16 protein-coding genes and 1 tRNA gene are annotated in these 20369 nt (G+C 44.1%); 4 read left to right on the forward strand and 13 right to left on the reverse strand.

Going from position 1 to position 20369, the window contains the following annotated elements:
* Nucleotides 1-84 precede the first annotated feature (84 nt).
* The 3 genes from DYH48_RS10865 to DYH48_RS10875 all read left to right on the forward strand — a co-directional run bounded on the left by DYH48_RS10865 (nucleotide 85) and on the right by DYH48_RS10875 (nucleotide 1983).
* Nucleotides 85-498, forward strand: coding sequence for a DUF2787 domain-containing protein (locus tag DYH48_RS10865; protein WP_115334776.1), 414 nt, complete (start codon nucleotides 85-87; stop codon nucleotides 496-498).
* 122 nt (nucleotides 499-620) lie between these two features.
* Complete coding sequence (locus tag DYH48_RS10870) at nucleotides 621-1181, forward strand: tyrosine-type recombinase/integrase (protein ID WP_115336121.1); 561 nt, start codon at nucleotides 621-623, stop codon at nucleotides 1179-1181.
* A gap of 76 nt (nucleotides 1182-1257) precedes the next feature.
* Entirely contained in the window at nucleotides 1258-1983 is a 726-nt protein-coding gene (locus DYH48_RS10875) for a lecithin retinol acyltransferase family protein (protein ID WP_172481181.1), read from the forward strand.
* A 102-nt stretch (nucleotides 1984-2085) separates the two neighbouring features.
* Here DYH48_RS10875 and DYH48_RS10880 read toward each other — a convergent pair whose 3' ends face one another.
* The 9 genes from DYH48_RS10880 to DYH48_RS10920 all read right to left on the reverse strand — a co-directional run bounded on the left by DYH48_RS10880 (nucleotide 2086) and on the right by DYH48_RS10920 (nucleotide 11571).
* Entirely contained in the window at nucleotides 2086-2754 is a 669-nt protein-coding gene (locus tag DYH48_RS10880) for an inovirus Gp2 family protein (RefSeq protein ID WP_115334778.1), read from the reverse strand.
* Nucleotides 2755-3016: 262 nt separating this feature from the next.
* Nucleotides 3017-4534, reverse strand: coding sequence for a YfjI family protein (locus tag DYH48_RS10885; protein ID WP_115334779.1), 1518 nt, complete (start codon nucleotides 4532-4534; stop codon nucleotides 3017-3019).
* A 22-nt stretch (nucleotides 4535-4556) separates the two neighbouring features.
* On the reverse strand, nucleotides 4557-4772 hold the full coding sequence (locus DYH48_RS10890) for an AlpA family phage regulatory protein (RefSeq protein WP_115334780.1): 216 nt from the start codon (nucleotides 4770-4772) through the stop codon (nucleotides 4557-4559).
* Between the two features lie 133 nt (nucleotides 4773-4905).
* The gene (locus DYH48_RS10895) at nucleotides 4906-5817 is read right to left on the reverse strand and encodes a hypothetical protein (RefSeq protein WP_147287773.1); all 912 of its coding nucleotides are present in this window, start codon (nucleotides 5815-5817) and stop codon (nucleotides 4906-4908) included.
* A gap of 256 nt (nucleotides 5818-6073) precedes the next feature.
* Complete coding sequence (locus DYH48_RS24100) at nucleotides 6074-6226, reverse strand: DUF4113 domain-containing protein (protein ID WP_115334782.1); 153 nt, start codon at nucleotides 6224-6226, stop codon at nucleotides 6074-6076.
* 547 nt (nucleotides 6227-6773) lie between these two features.
* A complete protein-coding gene (locus tag DYH48_RS10905) occupies nucleotides 6774-8012 on the reverse strand; it encodes an integrase domain-containing protein (protein WP_115336122.1) in 1239 nt (412 codons plus the stop codon).
* A 344-nt stretch (nucleotides 8013-8356) separates the two neighbouring features.
* A tRNA-Ser gene (locus DYH48_RS10910) sits at nucleotides 8357-8444 on the reverse strand.
* A 213-nt stretch (nucleotides 8445-8657) separates the two neighbouring features.
* A complete protein-coding gene (locus DYH48_RS10915) occupies nucleotides 8658-10652 on the reverse strand; it encodes a methyl-accepting chemotaxis protein (protein WP_115334783.1) in 1995 nt (664 codons plus the stop codon).
* Nucleotides 10653-10938: 286 nt separating this feature from the next.
* Nucleotides 10939-11571 (reverse strand): YchE family NAAT transporter, encoded by a 633-nt coding sequence (locus DYH48_RS10920; RefSeq protein ID WP_006081420.1) that lies wholly within the window; start codon nucleotides 11569-11571, stop codon nucleotides 10939-10941.
* Nucleotides 11572-11889: 318 nt separating this feature from the next.
* Here DYH48_RS10920 and adhE point away from each other — a divergent pair, with 318 nt between their 5' ends.
* Entirely contained in the window at nucleotides 11890-14493 is a 2604-nt protein-coding gene (gene adhE, locus DYH48_RS10925) for a bifunctional acetaldehyde-CoA/alcohol dehydrogenase (RefSeq protein WP_115334784.1), read from the forward strand.
* Nucleotides 14494-14721: 228 nt separating this feature from the next.
* On the opposite strand, the gene DYH48_RS10930 is transcribed toward adhE, so the two are convergent.
* The 4 genes from DYH48_RS10930 to DYH48_RS10945 all read right to left on the reverse strand — a co-directional run bounded on the left by DYH48_RS10930 (nucleotide 14722) and on the right by DYH48_RS10945 (nucleotide 20356).
* Nucleotides 14722-15666 carry a M14 family metallopeptidase gene (locus DYH48_RS10930; protein ID WP_115334785.1) on the reverse strand — a complete coding sequence of 315 codons (945 nt, stop codon included), beginning with the start codon at nucleotides 15664-15666 and terminating at the stop codon, nucleotides 14722-14724.
* A gap of 70 nt (nucleotides 15667-15736) precedes the next feature.
* Nucleotides 15737-16195, reverse strand: coding sequence for a GNAT family N-acetyltransferase (locus tag DYH48_RS10935; RefSeq protein ID WP_115334786.1), 459 nt, complete (start codon nucleotides 16193-16195; stop codon nucleotides 15737-15739).
* 242 nt (nucleotides 16196-16437) lie between these two features.
* Complete coding sequence (locus DYH48_RS10940; protein WP_115334787.1) at nucleotides 16438-18489, reverse strand: dipeptidyl-peptidase 5; 2052 nt, start codon at nucleotides 18487-18489, stop codon at nucleotides 16438-16440.
* A 322-nt stretch (nucleotides 18490-18811) separates the two neighbouring features.
* Nucleotides 18812-20356 carry a fumarate hydratase gene (locus tag DYH48_RS10945; protein ID WP_107950202.1) on the reverse strand — a complete coding sequence of 515 codons (1545 nt, stop codon included), beginning with the start codon at nucleotides 20354-20356 and terminating at the stop codon, nucleotides 18812-18814.
* Nucleotides 20357-20369: the final 13 nt, after the last annotated feature.

Below are 20369 nucleotides of genomic sequence, written 5' to 3' on the forward strand. Positions count from 1 at the left end.
CCCCACCAGCAAACACAACAAGAGCCAAGGAGTTGTAGCTCCTGGGCTCTTGCGTGTGCGCGTAAATCAAACAAGGAATATTTCATGAAGTTAATCATTAACCGTAACCAACTGCCAGCGATGCCTAATCGTTTTTACCAAGTCATTGAAAAGGAACTAGCTAACGTAGATCCAAAAGATGCCAATGCGATCACGCTCAATTTTAGAGATCCAGATTACAGCGCCGAAGATGGTGGCTTTCATCCCGTCGAAGTACGACTAGAGAAACAGCAGGAACATTGGCGTTTAGTGTACGTCACTGATTTTGCCTATCGCGGTCATCCCTTCCCCGAGCTCGTCAAAGACATCGATATCTGCTTTAACAGCAAGCAGGTCTATAGCTTGTTTAGTGGCTGGATTGGCGAGCGGGAATGCAGAGCATTAATCGATTTATTTACCCAAAACTTTGCCGCTTATTTCGATATGGGAGTTTACAAGGTGAAGGTCAGTTTGGATTAACACTCTTGGCCAAATGAAGTTCCCAGAATCCTAAAACGGGAACACTCAACCCCTTGCCCAATAAGGCTCTGCGCAATGCAAGTGCCCAAAAACACACTATAGCAAAAAAGAGGAACATGACCATGCCTGAGGTTCACGCAGTTAAAGACCAAGATACGGTTAAGCTTATCAGCTACTTACTGGAAAGACAGTTTAGCCAGCAACTGGCCGATGTGTGGAATATCGGCCTTAATCTCGCCCTGCGGATCTCTGACTTACTCTCGATTAAGTTCAGTGATATCCACGGCGATAGACTTATCATTAAGGAATCTAAAACCGGCAAAATTGCCAATATCAAACTCAACCAAAAGACGCTGGAACGGATACAGCGTATTGCGCGCGAGCATCCTAACCATATCTATCTGTTTCAGTCCTACCGTAATCAACGGGCGAAGCACATTAAACCCGCGCCTTTATCGCGCCGCTATATTTGCCGCGCCCTAGCGATGATTGGTGAAGAGCTCAAAATCGCCTTAGGCACCCACTCAATGCGTAAGACACGAGGCTATCTGCTGTATCAACAAACCAAAGATATTGGCCGAGTAATGAAGATGCTCAGGCATAGCGCCGAAGAAACTACCCTGCGCTATATCGGTATTGAGCAGGACGATATTGATAAGGACTTTGTCGAACTGGAAATCTAATGCCCTTCACCCAAGTAAGCTCAACCATAGAGCCGGAACTAACATGTTCCGGCTCTTTTACATTAAGGAGTGTCATATGAGAAAGTTAAAAGCAGGTGATCACCTAGTGGTCAATATCGACTCACTGGGCCTTACTAAACACCATGGTCTATGTATCGGTAAAGATGAGGTAATTCATTTAGGTAAGCTAGGCATTGTCGAATTGATTTCCTTCATAGAATTCGCTGAAGGCCAGCAGATTCGCGTTAAAGATATTGCGTGTTGCACACCAACAGCTATTGAACGTGCGAAGAGTCAGCTAGGCAAACACCCCTACCATCTCATCTGTGGCAACTGTGAACACTTTGTCACTTGGTGTCTAACGGGTGATGCCTATTCGGAACAAGTGAGTAACTCAGTACATATCATCTCTCAAGCTGCAGCACGTTCAGGTCTGATAGGACAAGTCATGAGTAAAACCGCAACCAGCACAGCTGCTAATATTGCACTGCTTTCCACGGCGGCAAAGGTCACGGGAGAATATCTCAATCTGCCACAGCCTGTTAACCAGTTACTAGGCACTCCAGGCGATCTAATAGCTAAACCGCTAGAGTCAGTAATCCAAGGTAGTGTAAAAACCATTCAGGATACCGTGAGTCAGATACATAACGGTGAATACTTCGAAGCCAGTAAATCATTTACTCAGGGCATTATCGCCACCTCAGTTAATGCAGCTATCGTCAAACCTATAGAAGTCGTTGGCAATGGCTTGATTGTGGCGGCAGATATCTACCGAGACGTCTGGTGGTGGCTTCGTAATTAACTATTACCACATGAGAGGAGGTATGATCTCCTCTCATCTAAACCTTATAGGCATTCTACAACACAACGCTTTACCAAAATGGCAACTCCCTACTACATAGGATTAAAGAACGGCATTCATAACACGACTGCAGCCATAGTGACGATGTCCATCTCCATAGGTCTTAGTATCAACTTTGGCAAAGTAACTTAACCGCATAAACAACCTCGATAACTCACCATTTAGCTGAAGCTGACTACGCTCCAGTAGATAACACGAACGCTTTGGAAAGTGAACTAAACCTTGTGCAGGCACAACATCCAACGCCAGTGCACTCGCCCAAGCTTTAACGATCCGGTTATACATGTTGGGTCTACCAAGTTCAAACGCACCTAGGCTTCTATAGGCGTTACCATTAAAGAACAAACAAAGGTGATAGTGTGATCTATTATATATTCCAGTCTCCTGCACCCAGATATAGAGCAGTTCACTTTGATGAACAAATCCATCTGAATTATTACACTTTCCAATGTAATCTGCTTTGATCTGTGCCTTTAATGATCCTATAAATCGTGTAACACTACGGTTTTCATCGATGTTATCATCGTCAGGGAACCTCAAATCAATTCTCACAGCAAAAACCTTTGCGTACATAGCTAGTGTCTGATTGATAATTTTAAAATTGTTTTGCAAATATTCCACATAGATACCATTTCTAAATACAAGGACTGGCAATCCTTGAAACTCATTAGTATGCACTACGGTTAAATTTCTATTGATATAATGAGACATATCCAGACTCCGTCAATATTAAAAGTTAAATTTAAAACACAAAATCAATGACCACTTACAATTAGAGTCAAAGTTGAATCCACAACAATTCACACACAAATAAATCATTATATTACTTAAACCCTAGGCAGCAGATGAGTAACGAAGAAATAAAAGCATCGCAAATACAAAGTGAATTTAATTTATTTATTTTAAAAACCTGGAATTACTACCAAGTAAAATTAAAAAATCAACTCTGACGTTATATACAGAAGCATTTAAACTAGAATAGAGAACTCCGATTAAAACCCAACCCTATATCACGTACGAAGCTCATTTGGTCATAAGCTAATAGTGGACTTAAATCAACGACGACTGTATTTTTATAATCATGAATTGCAATTAAGTCTTTCGAACAAAGATTGTTCAACGCATCATTTAAATACTGACTTTTTCTTATACACTTAGGTCCATATTGTAATATTTTATTCTTTTTAACATATCTAAAACCATTTCCTTTTAATGAATGGAACCAAGATTCTAGATTTTTAGCTAAAACCTCATCTAGAGGCGGAGGGCAAAAGTAAGTCAAAAAGTAAAATGAATAATAACTTACCAACTGAACTGCTACATTTAATGATTCCACTGAAATTTTAGAGTCAAAGGAATACTCAAAATAGTGGATCAGTGCTGCAACTCTTGCAATATTTTCTGCCAATTTTGAAGCGTGATCTTTGGCGTTTTCGTAAATGCCAGCTGGCTGCATTTTTCTTTCAATATCATTATAAATATTTATCCATAAATCTTTTGCTTCATCACAAAAAATGAAAATTAACGATTCATTTACTTCCCTTTCGAGTAATTCTTCTATTCTTCGATTAAATTTCGTTGTAAATTCTTTCTCATACCTTATCCCATTGATTTTCCGATAACCGCTAACAGGCGATGGGAAACACACTAAAAAGCGAGATAGATAGCCATTGTCCCTTACTACATCCTGTGACTTGTCCATGAATCGTTTCAATGTAGCAGGTTGGATCATTATATGTGTAGTCAGCCTAACACCTGATAGCGTATAGGAATATGTAGTTTTTCTTGCCACGTTGACATCATCACCACTCCAAATAGCATTAATTACTGGCGTGTTTGACATTAATGCACTATTGATTAACACTCCGCCCTCACTTGATCCAAGATAAGCATATGGCGAGTCGGTCTTTAGTCCGAACATAAGCGCCTCTGTACTACTATCTTCATAAATCATTTTAGGTGCTTTTGGTCTTTCCGGTTTCCGCCTCTCGTGTTCAATCAATACTTGTAATAGATCACTGACTTCCTCTGCGGCAGCTAATTGTAATTTGTTTTTAAGCAACTTCGATTTGACCTCATGAACTCCTAACAAAATCTCATATTCCCTTAATTTTTCGAGATAAGACTGCAGATGTTTTTTTTGGTAACTTTTAATTCCTTTAATAAATTCATTTTCAACTGTAGACTTTCGTTCACCAGAATCTGCACAGGTTAATAAATTAAGAGATACTGGACAGATTTTCCCTGTCGGTAGCTCAACATTAATATGCTTCTGTAAGGCAGTGGCAATAGCAGATAATGCTGTACTGATAATGATTCCACCTGCCGCTTGAGTAATTAAACTTGCTTCCTTTATGGTTTGACCTAAAAGAGTATTCTCTCCTATTTCAGGACAAACACCATTAGATATAGGAAATGTAGCGTTAAAACCACATTGATTAGTTGGTGCATCAAATTCTAAATTTCTCATCCGAGGGCAAATACGTTTCATACAAAGTCTCCTTTATTACAATCTATGAATTAATTCTTATGAATTTAAGCCATGTTTCTATTTCGCCAAAATACCAACCAACAGCCCTAGCTCCAAGTGACACTTTTTTAGGAAATGTAGGATCGTATCGCGGAGATCTCGGATTTTGTTTGTCGTAAATGGTTGAGCGTGATAGTCCGGTTAACTGAATAACAGTGACAAGTCTAATAATTGAATAGCTAGGCTGATTACCAGTCATAATTGCCTCTCATCGATTGTTGAGTGAGTTGGTTGATTTCAGGCAAGTTTAAAACTATGAATGGATATAAAAAGGAGGCTAAGGGACAATCGACACCTCCCCATTAAATTAAGCTATTGAAAAAGTTAACCTTTTAGGTCCTCTTATTTATTTTAGTCGAACACCTAACCATTTTCTCTCCATACTTAATGTTTTCGGTGCCGAATCCGCAGTTTAGTAAAAAATCAGTTGCATCTGAATTAACTTTATTCGCAAGACCAATGCCAAGCTTTTGAGAACGTCGAAGTGCTTCAACTAAAAATGGAAATTGGCAATCGGGGAATTTGTCATTAGGTGTAACTGTTTCATGTGAACCCTTGTTACCACGCGGCTTTGGTTTAATAAAAAATGCGGCCGATTCCGCCATAGTCGGTTTTAAATTAAGCTGACACTGCAGTTTTTGTGATAATCCACTTGGCCTTATCCTGCTTTTGCTTAACGTTTCAAACTGAAAAAAACCAAACACGGCTAGTTGATCAAGGTTTGATAGATTACGTAATTCATGGGGGATGAAGTAAGGACTATCATCAGGAATAGAATTCAGATCACTATGTAAAAAAGTTACAATATCTGACTCGTAGACGGCAATTGACTCAAGGCTGACATCAATCCCAACCAAGTCATTTAGCGTACTGTTATCTTTAGCCCAAGAATCAACGGCTTTATCAGTAAAAAATATTTCACCACAAGAGTCGGATTTCAAGGCTGAAGAACTGAGCATTGAATCATCGCTATTCGGCTTGATCCTAGACGTAGGTTGGAGACGAATTTCTTCAGCTAATTTCAATCTACCATTGGTATCAAATGTCATAACTACACTTAGTTTATCGATTACTAAACATTTTTGCGTAAGCAGAATGGGGAGTTTGCTTGCTTCAAGACAACCATAACAGGCCTCATTGACGAGTTTGGCATCGATGATTTTATTACTATCATTTTTAACCGTTGATGTCATATCTCTATGATGAGTTGGATACCCTCCTTCAAGAGTTTTTACAACGTTCATAAAATAATCCTTTAGGTTATGGCCGGCACGTTTGATAACCCATGTATTCCTATTCTCAGGTACTCTGAAAAATATCGGCCTATCATTCTCCTTTAAGAATTCTATAACTGAGGATGTACTTGTATTCAAATTGACTGACGATAGCTGAACCACTCTTCCTGTAGATCCCATAGATCCCATTTCCCCATTTGACATGCTATTTCTGCTATTAGTAGCAGAAATAGCATGTCAAATGGTAACGATATTTTTCCTCCGATTAGCACTTAGCCTCCGGAGCACAGTTCCAGGTTGTGGCGTATTGCGGCATCAGTAACTCCCTTCGCATGACCAACTTATGCTCAATACTATGTCCAGACATAAACAAAGCATTGCGCCTATAGCGGGAGTTAACGCCTTCAAGAACAGTCATTAAGGTAAGTGTTGCACTAGAAGAATAGGATAAATCAAACAGTTTAAAGTGGTCTGCTCTACTAGAGCAAAGATGTCACTGTGGCAGGGGAATCGGATATTGCGTGTAGCGCATTAGGAGGATGTGGAGCGTCTTCCCTAAAGAACTAAACTGGATTGTTGCAGTTACAAATTAATCAGCTTTGAACAACCGACAATCTTCCCAGATTCTGAATTTGTTCGCTCGTTTCAGCCCCACGTTGCTACTAATTGGACAAATACACTAGATGTGCCTTTACTCCGATATAGAACAATTCGAGAGTAGCCAGCATATGTATTTCGCTAGACTCGATCGGTGACAGATATATAGTGCTCGTCAGTTTAGAATACATACACTCACCAATACTACATGATGCGAGTGTCGATAGAGTCACGAGGATCAGAATACATGATTACCGCTGCTCTAATATGCTTGCTCCATTTGCATTGGCACCGTATCGCGTACCTGATTTGTCAAAGCAGCTATAGTAGCAACGTTCTGAAAATTAATTTTTCAAGTAAAATCCTCTCTACACTACCCTCAGATTTCTAAAGCCCGTTACTGACAATGAACCAATAGCAGCAGAAGCAATGTGATTACTCCACCAATCCATCAGTTTCATACGTCGTTCTAAATAGGTAGTGCGATTGTAAGCACTGCGTATCTGATTTTTATCGACGTGAGCTAACGCGGCCTCAATCACATCAGCATCAAAACCTTGTTCGTTCAATGTGGTACTCGCCAACGACCTTAAACCGTGAGCAGTGGTTCGCCCTTTGAAGCCCATACGCCCTAGAGCCTTGTTTATGGTTTCAGAGTCAGTATGCTTTTTAGGATCTTTTGATGAAGGGAATACAAACTCACGATGTCCGCTAATGGGCTTAATTACTTCAAGTATCGCAATCATATGCTCAGTGAGTGGAATAACATGCTCACGCTTCATCTTCATTCGGGTTTCAGGGATAACCCAAAGCTTAGCTTCCAAATCAATCTCATCCCAGCGAGTTCCAGCCGCCTCATTAGGTCTAGCCATGGTGTGAAGTTGCCACTCGATTAGACAGCGGGTTGTTAATTGCAAGTTGGCAGTCGCGACAGTTTGAAGCAGCTCAGTTAGTTCATGGGGCTTTAGTGCCTTCATGTGTTCAACCTTGCTCTTTCTAAACACCTCACGAATACCTGAGAGCGGATTTGAATGAATAAGACCGGAATTGACTGAATAGCTCATGATTTCGTTTAAAAGCTGTGCAGTACGCTTAACCGTCTCAAGTCGGCCTTTCTGCTCCAATGGTTTAAGTGCAGCAATTGCCATTGGCGCGGTGAGCTTGCTCACAGCTATACCACCTAATTTAGGGAAGGCATAAAGTTCTAGTTTGCGCCAATTTCCTTCAATAGTTTTAGCTTTAATGCTTCCTTGCTTGGCATCCATCCACATCTGAGCAATATGCTTAAGTGTCTGTGCGTTCTCAGTGGAAGCTTTTAACTTGTTCTCAACTTTAAGTAGTTGCGGATCAATAGCATCGGCCACTTGTTTACGGGCAATTAGTGCCCTCTCTCTTGCTTCAGCTAATGAAACATCAGGGTAAGAGCCTAACCCGAAATAGGTTGGTTTGCTGGTGGATGGACGAATGTAGCGAAACTCCCAACTAACTGCTGCAGCACTACGCACATAAAGATAAAGCCCACCACCATCAGATAGTCTGTATGGCTTATCTTTAGGTTTAGCATTCACAACTGTTTTTGCTGTTAGCTTATTAGTATTCCTTGCCATATCGCCTCCGAAGTAATGATTCAACTCCCAAAGTAATGCTTTTAGAAACCATTTTAAAAGCAATAAAAACCAAGCATTACTTATGGCAATAATTTCATTTAAATTCATTATGTTAATAGATTAAAACTGATTGTAAAAACCAGTAAAAACAATACGAAAATCTAGTGAAAACAGCATAAAAAGTAATGCTTCAATTTAGTTAAATTATGAAGCATTACTTAAAGCATTACTATAGAAGGTGGATGCAGTAGGACGCTAAAGGATGAGTTAGGACTATAAGTCATTGATTTTATTAAATCACAGATAAGAAAAAAGACGTCATAGGACGTCTTTAAACTTGAATTTGGCGGTGAGAGAGGGAGTCGAACCCTCGATACGTTACCGTATACACACTTTCCAGGCGTGCTCCTTCGGCCACTCGGACACCTCACCATATGTCGATTTATGTTAGCGTGGTTAATCTTTCACGTTCAAGAATCGCTAGCGATTTTATATAGCCTTGCCGAGAGGCTTTCATCGTTAACGGAGCGGTACTGTACGCAAAAGCCTAAGGGGGGTCAAGTAAAAAAGACTCAGTTTCAGGCGGTTGCGCAATTGCTAAACAAACCGCAGTCATTTCCTGAATCTTTTCACCGTTTTATACAATTAATTGACGGTAAATTTGTGTACTTCTTTTGACATTAAATTCGCGTCAAACGTCAGGGCTTTGGTCAGTTCCCTAAGCTCATCGGAGATCCTTTGGGTATTGAGGTAAATCTCACTGATCTTCAATGCATTACGGTTTACGTCTTCCGATACGGCCGATTGCTCGTGGGTTGCAGTAGCAATTTGCTCGTTCATGCGGTCAATAATGTCGACTTGCTCCACAATCCGTTTCAGTTCAACGCCCGCTTGCTCGGCCTCATTAACACTGTTATTCGCCTGCGCCAAGCCTCTGTCCATGGCTTTTACCGCAATGCTCGCCCCTGCCTTCAATCTATCTGTCATGTTTTTAATATCAGAGGTCGAGGTTTGTGAGCGCTGTGCCAAACTGCGGACTTCATCGGCAACAACGGCAAAGCCGCGGCCCATTTCCCCTGCTCGCGCGGCTTCAATCGCGGCATTGAGTGCGAGTAGATTGGTTTGCTCTGCAATACTGCTGATCACCTCAAGCACAACCACTATGCCATGAATTTCACGGTCTAAGTCGTTGATGGCTTTAGAGGCTCCACTGATATCATCGGCTAAGGCTTTGATCGCTTTACTGGTTCGGCCGACTTCGAGGTTACCTTCTTTAGCCTCTATATTGGCGGCGGAGGACGCTTCGGATGCCTGCACGGCATTGCTGGCAATCTCGGCCACTGTCGCACTCATTTCAGTCATCGCCGAAGCCACTTGCTCTGCCTCGCTGTGCCCCGCCATCACATCTTGCTCCATGGCGTGGGTACAAACATCCATTTGCGCCACGGCTTGTTGCAGTTTTGCGCCGCTGGAACGCACATGCAAGATCACCTTTTCAAAATCACTCATCATATCGTTAAAAGCGATGGCAAGTTCACCAAACTCGTCCGAGCTTGTTTGAGTCAAACGCACGCTTAAATCGTAATGTTTGCGGGCTTGCGTGATGGTCGAATACAAGTGATGCACGCTATCGTGCAAATAACGGATCACAGATAAACTCAATATCAACACAATCGCTAACACTGAGATTAAGGTCGCGAGCACTAAGAACATTTTCTCATTTGCTAAGGATAATCTTTCATGGGTGGTATTGAGTAAATCTGCCGAGACTTGCTGTTCAAATCCACGTAATAACTCAATCCGTGCGGTTGATTTACTGAACCAGTCTTCGGGACTTTGTTGTTGGATTTTTTGATTGTCTTGTTCAAATGCAAGCTGGCGTAACAACTCAACATCGTGCATTGCAGCAGAACTCTGCAAACGGTTAAATGCCACTAACAAATCTGAGTCTGCTAGCGCTAAGAACCGCTCTTGATAGGTATTTTGCTCCGACACTAAGGTAATAAATTTAGCGTAAACCTTTGGCTTAAATCCGGCTTGGCCGAATGTTGAACTTAACACCGCCCTTTCTATTCCTGCTCTTTCCTTTAATTGCAAAAAGGCACTAAAGGCTGCGGCTTTAATGGCGATTTCTTGGTTAGCGCCAGTTTTAGCGGTTTCATCGACTATCGCCAGTAACAATTTGTTTAACTCAGTGTAATAGGCGACTTCATCGGCGACGCTGATAGTTAAATTGTCCACCTGTGAGCGAATTGAATTTAATCGCCCTAACTGCGAATTAAGTTCCTTAAGTTTAGGAGCAAATATCGCTGGCAGCTGATTTTGAGTGATAAATTGCTGATAGAGGCTAAGCTGCGTATCCGTTAACTGTCTTTGGCTTGGTATTTTGCCGGCGAAGGCTTTTCCTGCTGAGCCGATAAATCCTGCACTCATTCCGCGCTCTTTTTGTAACTCGTGTACTAAGTTACTGTTTGTTACAGCCAACTCACTCAGTTGCACCACTAAGGTTAAATCTTGCTTATATTCATATTTTTCAATGAGGTATAATGTACCGCAGAGGAAACAGGCTAATAAGGGAGGTAAGACAACCATTAATAATTTTTGTTTTAGACTGAGATTACCAATCCATTGCCATTTCATAGAAATATCCTTTTAAATTTAGTGTTAGACCAAATAACCAAACACTAGGTATAGCATATGATTAACCATATAACGACTAAGGCTTATGGGAAAACTCAGGTTAATCCTCTGATAAACGAGGATTTACCTCATGTCTCATCAATAGCGTTAGATTTGGCTTTTCGGGTAAGGTGAACCGCGGGATAAACATCAAACGAGTAACTGATAAAAACAAAAAACGCACGGGATAAAATCCAATGCGTTTCATCAAAAGAAGAAAAACTTAATCCTGCGGGGTAATACGACTCTAGCTAAAGAGCTGCGGGAATAATCCCTTTACACCAGCCGCAATCACTTCAATACCTATGGATAGCATCAACAGCCCCATAAGACGAGTAATGACGTTAATCCCCGTCTTACCCAAAATCTTATAGATGATGGATGCCATTCTAAACAGGCCAAAACTCACTAAACCAAACACAATCACAGTAATGAACATCGCAATGATGTTCGACAAAGAATTATGCTCAGCGGCAAAGACAATCACCGAACTGATAGCACCAGGTCCCGCCATCAGTGGCAAAGCCAAAGGCACAACCGCCACCGATTCCATCGCCGAGGATTCGCGGTCTTCCTCTTGGTTACGCTTCACTTCGCCTAACTTACCTTGCAACATCGACATAGCAATAATGGCGATCAGACTACCACCCGCGATCCTAAAGGCTGATAACGAAATGCTGAACATATTCAGAATGTGCTGACCCGCCACAATAGTGACTAAGAGGATCACCACAACCGCAAAGTTGGCCACTTTACCCGTGTGATTCCGCTCAGCTTCAGTTTGATGGCTGGTTAAGCTCACAAACACAGGCAACAACCCGACTGGGTTGATGATGGCAACTAGGCCAAGAAAAAATTTAACGTAAAGAGTTAACTCCAAGTTGCTATCCTTATGTGCGTGTCACGCCGTCTTCATCAAAATTTGCTTGAGGGCAAGTATAGTATCTCAAGCGCTATTGACTGAAAAATGAGATTTTTGAGGTTAAATCACAACTTCGAATAATATTTAGTTATCGAAGCAGATGCATTTTCAACGCAATTTTAAACAAACAAGTTACCCTAAGTGTAGTTTTATTACATAAAAGCCCGATATTGTCGGTGGTGTCACACTTTCAACGCGGCTTTAGGTGTAATTTTCTACCATAAAGAAGATTTAGTGAATGCCTTGATTCACTAAATCTTTTTAGGAGTATTAATCATGACAGTGACCAATGCACAAGAACTGGATCTCATGGTCGAGCGTGTAGCGAAAGCACAAGCCGAATATGCGACATTCAGCCAAGCGCAAGTCGATAACATTTTCCGCGCAGCGGCCCTTGCCGCTGCCGATGCGCGTATCTCGCTGGCGAAAATGGCCGCCGCAGAAACCCGCATGGGTGTCGTTGAAGACAAAGTGATCAAAAACCACTTTGCCTCTGAGTACATTTATAACAAATATAAAGATGAAAAAACCTGCGGAATTTTATCTGAAGACGTCACCTTCGGCACTATCACCATTGCCGAACCTGTGGGTATCATTTGTGGCATAGTACCGACCACGAACCCCACATCGACCGCGATATTTAAGGCCTTAATCAGCCTTAAAACCCGTAACGCAATTATCTTCTCGCCCCACCCAAGGGCCAAAGTTTCAACCACAACCGCAGCAAAATTAGTGCTCGATGCTGCCATAGCTGCGGGTGCACCTAAAGACATTATTGGCTGGATTGATGAGCCCAGTGTCGCACTGTCGAATCAATTGATGACTCACCCTAAGGTTAACTTGATCCTCGCAACTGGTGGCCCTGGCATGGTGAAAGCCGCCTACTCTTCCGGTAAACCCGCGATTGGCGTAGGTGCGGGTAACACGCCTATTGTTATCGATGAAACCGCCGACATCAAACGCGCAGTCAGTTCGATTCTCATGTCGAAAACCTTCGATAACGGCGTCGTTTGTGCGTCAGAACAAGCTGTGATTGTGGTTGACAGTATTTATGAGCAAGTAAAAGAGCGCTTTATCTCTCACGGCGGCTACATGCTATCGAAGGATGAAACCGCGGCGATGCAGCACGTCATTTTAAAAAATGGCGGTTTGAATGCCGATATCGTTGGCCAAAGCGCCGCCAGTATCGCGCAAATGGCGGGCTTTGAAGTGCCGCACTGGACTAAGGTTCTGATTGGTGAAGTCACCGACATTTGCGACAGCGAAGCCTTCGCCCATGAAAAACTATCACCACTGCTTGGCATGTACCGCGCCATCGACTTTAACGATGCCATGGATAAAGCTGAAGCTTTAGTCGCACTTGGCGGCATTGGTCACACATCAGGGCTTTATACCGACCAAGATACCCAAACCGAACGTGTGCATGCCTTTGGTTTTAGAATGAAAACGGCGCGTATCTTGATCAACACCCCAGCCTCACAGGGCGGCATTGGCGATCTGTACAACTTCAAACTAGCGCCTTCGCTGACGTTAGGCTGTGGTTCTTGGGGTGGCAACTCGATTTCAGAAAACGTTGGCCCGAGCCATCTGATCAACAAAAAAACCGTCGCTAAGAGGGCCGAAAACATGTTGTGGCACAAGCTTCCTGCATCTATCTATTTCCGCCGCGGCAGTTTACCAATTGCACTAGAAGAACTGAGCGATAAAAAACGCGCGCTGATCATCACCGACAGATTTTTGTTTAACCACGGTTATTGCGACGAAACCATGCGGATTTTAAAGGCCCAAGGCCTTGAAACTGAAATCTTTTACGATGTTGAAGCCGATCCCACTTTAGCAATAGTCCGTCAAGGCGCTAAGGTTGCCCAAAGCTTTAAACCCGATGTGATAATTGCGCTCGGCGGCGGCTCACCAATGGATGCGGCCAAAATTATTTGGGTGATGTACGAGCATCCCGATGTGGATTTTGCCGATTTGGCGCTGCGCTTTATGGACATTCGTAAACGTATCTACAAATTCCCTAAAATGGGCACCAAGGCCATGATGGTGGCAATTCCAACCACTTCAGGCACAGGCTCAGAAGTCACGCCTTTTGCGGTAGTGACAGACGAAATTACCGGTAAAAAATACCCGATTGCCGATTATCAACTCACGCCCAACATGGCGATTGTTGATCCTAATCTAGTGATGGACATGCCTAAATCTCTGACCGCCTTTGGTGGCATAGATGCGGTGACCCATGCTCTTGAAGCCTATGTCAGCGTGATGGCAAACGAATATAGCGACGGCCAAGCACTGCAAGCCCTCGACTTACTGTGCAAATATTTACCCGATGCGTACAACTTGGGCTCACAGTCACCTGTCGCCCGTGAAAAAGTCCACAATGGCGCCACCATCGCAGGTATCGCCTTTGCTAACGCTTTCCTCGGGATTTGCCACTCAATGGCGCACAAACTGGGCGCAGAGTTCCATCTCGCCCACGGTTTAGCCAATGCGCTGCTGATCAATAACGTAATACGCTTTAACGCAACGGATCTGCCCACTAAGCAAGCGGCCTTTAGCCAATACGACAGGCCAAAAGCCCTGTGCCGTTATGCTGCCATCGCAGATCACTTGAAACTAGGCGGAAAAACGGATGAAGAAAAAGTCGAAAAATTGCTTGAGAAAATCACACACCTCAAGACGACGATTGGCATTCCTGCTTCTATCCAAGAAGCCGGCGTCAACGAAGCCGACTTCCTCGCCAAGTTAGATGAATTAGCCGAAGATGCGTTCGATGATCAATGTACCGGTGCCAATCCACGTTACCCCTTGATTAACGAGCTGAAACAACTGTTCCTCGATAGCTATTATGGCCGTGACTATAGCGATAACAACTAGGCAATCGCCTAACGATGCTAAGCGCGTGCGAAGCGCGACATAAATGAAAAAGCCCTCGAATGAGGGCTTTTTACTGCGTGATGTTCAGTGAATGATCTAATTAAGGAATCGATGCATTAATCGATCGCACGTAAAATCACTTCACTAGCCGCTAACTCAACTGGGCATCACTCAACTTACGATCACTAAGCTAATCACCACTTAGCAGAGCATTACAACAAACTACGACTAACGCTGCGCCAGTACATAATCGATGGCGCTGGTGATGGCCGCAACCTGCGCCAGATTACATTCGGCAGGCGTAGCCGTTGGGCTATCTGGGTACACTTCTGTCGTTGTGTTATAGATACAACCCGTGACACCGCTGCAAAGCCCTAATGACTTAAGCGGATAGTTAATCACTCCGTGTTGCACCACTGTCGAGCCAATGATCTCGCCTTTCTCGTCGGCAGGGGCAATATGGGTCACTTTGCTCACGCCATCGATAATGGCTTTTTGGAAAGCATCCATTGAATGTTCGGTATCGCCCACAGCATAAAAACCATCAGGGATAGTGCCTTTGTCATATTCAATGCCATCACGGGCGCACAGCGCTGGACGAAACTCTAACTCATCTGAATCTGTGGTTTCATGCAAATCCACATGCAGATCAAAACCTTGCTCAACTGAAGTAACGGAAGCAACTAAAGCCATCAAGGCCGCCGATTCTTCTGCAGGGCTGTTGGCATAGAATGAACGGTTTGGATCGATAGCCTTTGGATTCCAGCGATTAATCGTCTCGTAACCCCAAGGACTCACGCATACGGCAACTACTAAGTTCACCTGTTGCACGTAATTCGCCACTTCGTTAGTTAAAAAGGCCAATGCGCCATGCACACCGCTGGTCTCGTAGCCATGCACGCCGCCAGTCACCAGCACGGTTGGCTTTTGTGGATCAAACTGCTGGCTCTTCACCGCAAATAATGGATAACGATCGGCATTAATCGATAAGGCGCCATATTGCACAATGCCAAGCCCAAGCAAAGATAGCTTTGCTTCCATTGCCTTGAGTGGCGTCACGACATCGTCTTGATATGAACGCTTGATTTGGGTGCTCGTCAGCCATGCGGCTTTTTCAGACTCGCCCCATTTTTCACCCGCGGTGCCGATGGGATAAAAGGTTAAATTTGCCATAATTCCTCTATTTTTTGTTCTATTAGCTCAATTGAGAGTACTAGTGTTTGGATGAATGAGTGCTGCCAGCCTAAAGCGTCAACTGCATGGGAATATCGCGGATCCCGCCCCGCTCTCGCTCTGCTCCTAATGGCTCAAAGCCAAAACCTAAGTACACAGCTTGTGCATTCAATGCCGAGTTCACGGTAAATACGCCCGGATTGCCTTGGGCTAAACATTGAGTTTTTGCATGTTCCCATAACATTCGCGCTACGCCTTGTCCCTGCGCATGGGAGGCAACAAAAAGATGATATAAGTGACTATTCGCCTTCATCCCCACTACACCTGCAAGTTGGCCCGAGTCCGTTATGGCGACATGATACTGATAACCCATAGCAAAGTAGCTACCAATCGCTTCAATCGACATGGCATTAACTAAAATTGTAGCGCCCTCTGCAGTGCAAGTTGGGGCAATAAAGTCTTGGGTTAACTGAGTGAGCAATTCGCTTATTTCAGGGATATCAGCTAAGGTTGCGGCTCGAATATTCATCTTAACTCCTTGATTAAAAATAAATCCATTACATGACGCAATAAAAAGCCAGAACAGAGTCCTGGCTTTTTAAGACGCTTGAACAAAAGACGCTTCGCGTAAAACACTTTAATAGTTAATCACATCAAACGACTCGCCGATGATAACCCTATCAGGGCGAGCCTTACGTCTTTCATTACACTGTCATTCACTGTTTGTTATTAAACAGTCTGTCATTCAACAGTCTGTTATTGTGCTGGCAGTTACTGCTTAGTCCAGCGGTCCATCCAACGGAATACATTGGCGTACCATTGCTCTAGGTTTTCAGGTTTTAAGATCCAGTGGTTTTCATCTGGGAAAATCAACAACTCAGATGGAATCCCTTTACGCTGCATAAAGCTAAATGCAGCTAAACCTTGATCATAAGGAACCCGGAAGTCTTTCTCGCCGTGGATCACCAACATGGGCGTTTTCCAGTTTTCAACATAATTCACTGGGTTAAACTTCTCATATAAGGCTTTGTTATCTGAGTAAGTACCGCCAAATTCATACTCAGGGAACCATAATTCTTCGGTCACATGGTACATAGAACGCATATCGAACAGACCTGCGTGATCAACAAGACACTTGAAACCATCGTTCCAGTTACCTTGGATCCAGTTCATCATGTAGCCGCCGTAAGAACCACCGAGTGCACAGGCGTTTTGCGGATCGAGCCATTTTTGTTGTTGGCTCACTGCCGCTAGGCCTTTTTGCAGATCTTCTAATGGCTTACCGCCCCAATCTTGGCTGATAGAATCCGTAAAGGCTTGGCCGTAACCGGTAGAGCCGTGGAAATCCACCATAACAACGCCATAACCGGCCCCCGCCCATAACTGCGCGTTCCAACGACCGCTGAAGGCATTACCAAATGAACCCTGCGGTCCACCATGCACTAAGTAGGCAATCGGGTATTTTTTACCTTCTTGGAAATTAGCCGGTTTGATCCAGTAACCGTAGACGTCTTCGTTATTCCAACCCTTGAAGCTGAACTGTTCAAACTTACCGAACTTGATCTCGGCTAGCTTGTCTTTATTCACTTCGGTCAGACGCTTAAGGCCTTGACCATCAGTGGTGATGCTGTAGAGATCGCCCGGTTCAACTAAGGTTTTGCTGTCGAAAATCAGTTCATCGTTAGTGACCGCAATTAAGCTGTTCGTGCCATCGCTGTAGATAGAACGCACATCGCCAAATTGGGTATTCACTTGGAAAATAGACACTTGGCCTATGTCTTGCGCCGTGACATACAAGGTACGATTGTCAGGGGCAAACATCAGTGAACTTGGGCTACGATCCCACAATGGCGCCACTTCTTTAGTTTGGCCTGTGGTGGTATCACGCAGCATGATGCCGTAACGATCCGCTTCAAAACCCGGTTTCTTCATCGCTAAATAGGCCATGTAACGGCCATCGCTCGAAAACGTTGGCTGTGCATCCCATGCGAGATTGTCTTTAGTTAAGTTAGTTGCGCCGCCGCCCGTGACTGGCACTTGCCACAAATCATAGTTAGTGGTCCAAGCTTGATCTTTGCTCGGCGCTTTAGCGCTATAAACCACAAACTTACCGTCTGGGGTGAAAGTCACTTCTTCCATACCCGAGAATGGTTTTGGCGGTGTTTCAGTGTCTAACCCTTGGGTGACATCAACCACTTTAGTCAGTTTCTCACCGTTGACTGCGCCAACAAATAAGTGGCTACGGGCATGATCTTCCCACGTATCCCAATGGCGAACCATTAACTGCTTGTATTCGCGCCCCGTCGATTTACGCTCAGATTCAGCGGTAAATTTATCCTTTGAGCAGGCTAAATCCTTACACTCTGGGAATACGCGCATGCTGAGTACAACTTGCTTACCGTCGTTTGATAGTTTGTAACCATCAATATCCAAAGGTAAATCAGAAACTTGAACCGCTTCACCGCCCGTTAATGACAGTTGGAATAGCTGGCTTGAACCGCTACGACTGGCAAGGAAATAAATCGACTTGTCGTCAGTGGCGAAACTCACATCATGCTCAGTGCCCGCAGCAGAGGTCAGTTGTAACGGTTTCGCTTTAGTGTCAGTCAGATCCAATAGATACAGATCAGAACTGCCCTCTCCCTTATCGTTTACCGTTTTAAGACCATAAACTAATTTAGTGCCATCGTGGGACACAGTCGCAGAATGCATCTTATTGAGTTTAATGAGTTGTTGCACAGTAAAAGGCGTTGGATCGGCCGCTTGGGCTGATAACGCCAACCCTGCGGCGCCGAGCGCCAATAGGAGAGGAGCTATTTTCATTGTTATGTCCGTCTTTTTGTTGAACAGGTTCGAGGCTTGCAAATATTCAATAATCATCATTGCTGCAAACACGAATGTTAAAAACGATCTGAGATCGTATCTTTTGAAGATAAGCTTGCCACACTATCGAAACAAAAACGCTCAGGCAAGCCAAATGGCGAACCTGAGCGTATTTTTTTGTGACAAAATGTCAGTGGCGCAATGATTTGTGTAAGGAACTGATATCAGATTACCGAAGCAACCGATATCAGAGCGCAAATTTAAACGGCTTTGCTTAAAAGCCATCAAGTTCAATCCGCTAACGCCTTCGCTTCACTCCCACTTAGGCTTTCGCGTTGGCGATATTCACTTTCCAAATTGCTGGGCCAGTTTCATGGGCGTTCACGCCATTTGAATCCACAGCCACAGTCACTGGCATATCTTGCACGTCAAACTCGTAAATCGCTTCCATGCCTAAATCGGCAAAGGCCACGACGCGAGAATGTTTAATCGCTTTTGACACTAAATACGCAGCGCCGCCAACGGCCATCAGATATACCGCTTTGTGTTTTTTGATTGATTCAACTGTCGCAGGGCCGCGCTCAGCTTTACCTATCATGCCCATCAAGCCTGTTTTTTCTAACATTAGGTCAGTGAATTTATCCATACGAGTTGCTGTGGTTGGGCCCGCAGGACCGACAACTTCAGCACCGACTGGATCAACTGGGCCAACGTAGTAAATAAACTTACCCGTAAAGTCCACGCCTTCTGGCAGACCTTCACCACTTTCGATTAGGCTTTGAATGCGCTTATGGGCCGCATCACGACCTGTGAGCATTTTACCGCTCAGCAGAATAGTTTCACCGCTCTGCCACTGCTCGATATCCGCTTGAGTCACAGTATCTAAGTTAACACGGCGCACATCATCACCCACTTCACGGGTGATTTCTGGCCAATCTGACAATGATGGTGGCGTCAATTCAGCTGGACCTGAGCCATCTAAATGGAAATGTACGTGGCGAGTCGCTGCACAGTTAGGGATCATCACCACAGGCTTTGAAGCCGCGTGGGTGGGCGCCGATTTGATTTTAACGTCTAACACTGTGGTTAAACCGCCAAGACCTTGGGCACCTATGCCTAAGTTGTTCGCGCGCTCAAAAATGTCTAAACGCAGCTTTTCTTCGGTTGTTTGCGCGCCACGGGCCATCAACTCATGGATATCCACACTTTCCATCAGCGCTTCTTTGGCTAATACGGCGGCTTTTTCTGCCGTGCCGCCAATACCTATACCTAGCATACCCGGCGGACACCAGCCCGCGCCCATGGTCGGTAACGTTTTTTCTACCCAAGCGGCGATATCATCAGATGGGTTTAACATCACCATCTTAGCTTTGTTTTCACTGCCGCCGCCTTTAGCCGCAATCGCCACTTCGATATGGTTGCCTGGCACCATGTCGATATGCACCACAGATGGGGTGTTATCTTTGGTATTTTTACGGCTGCCCGCAGGATCTGACACGATTGATGCACGCAGAGGGTTATCAGGATTGGTATAGGCACGACGAACACCTTCGTCGACCATTTCCTGAATTGTCATATCGGTTTTGTCCCATTGGACACCCATACCCACTTTAACGAAGGTGGTGACAATCCCAGTGTCTTGACACAGAGGACGCTTGCCTTCGGCCGACATACGCGAGTTAATTAATATCTGGGCAATGGCATCCTTCGCCGCAGCACTTTGTTCACGCTCATAAGCTTGGCTCATGGCATCCACAAAATCCTTCGGGTGGTAATAAGAGATGTATTGCAAAGCATCCGCCACACTTTCAATAAAGTCGGCTTGCTTAATCACAGAATTGACAGACATTTCATGGTTAGATGACATAGTAGGAGCGCTC

Origin of the sequence: Shewanella baltica (assembly GCF_900456975.1) — a bacterium.
Taxonomy (GTDB): domain Bacteria; phylum Pseudomonadota; class Gammaproteobacteria; order Enterobacterales; family Shewanellaceae; genus Shewanella; species Shewanella baltica.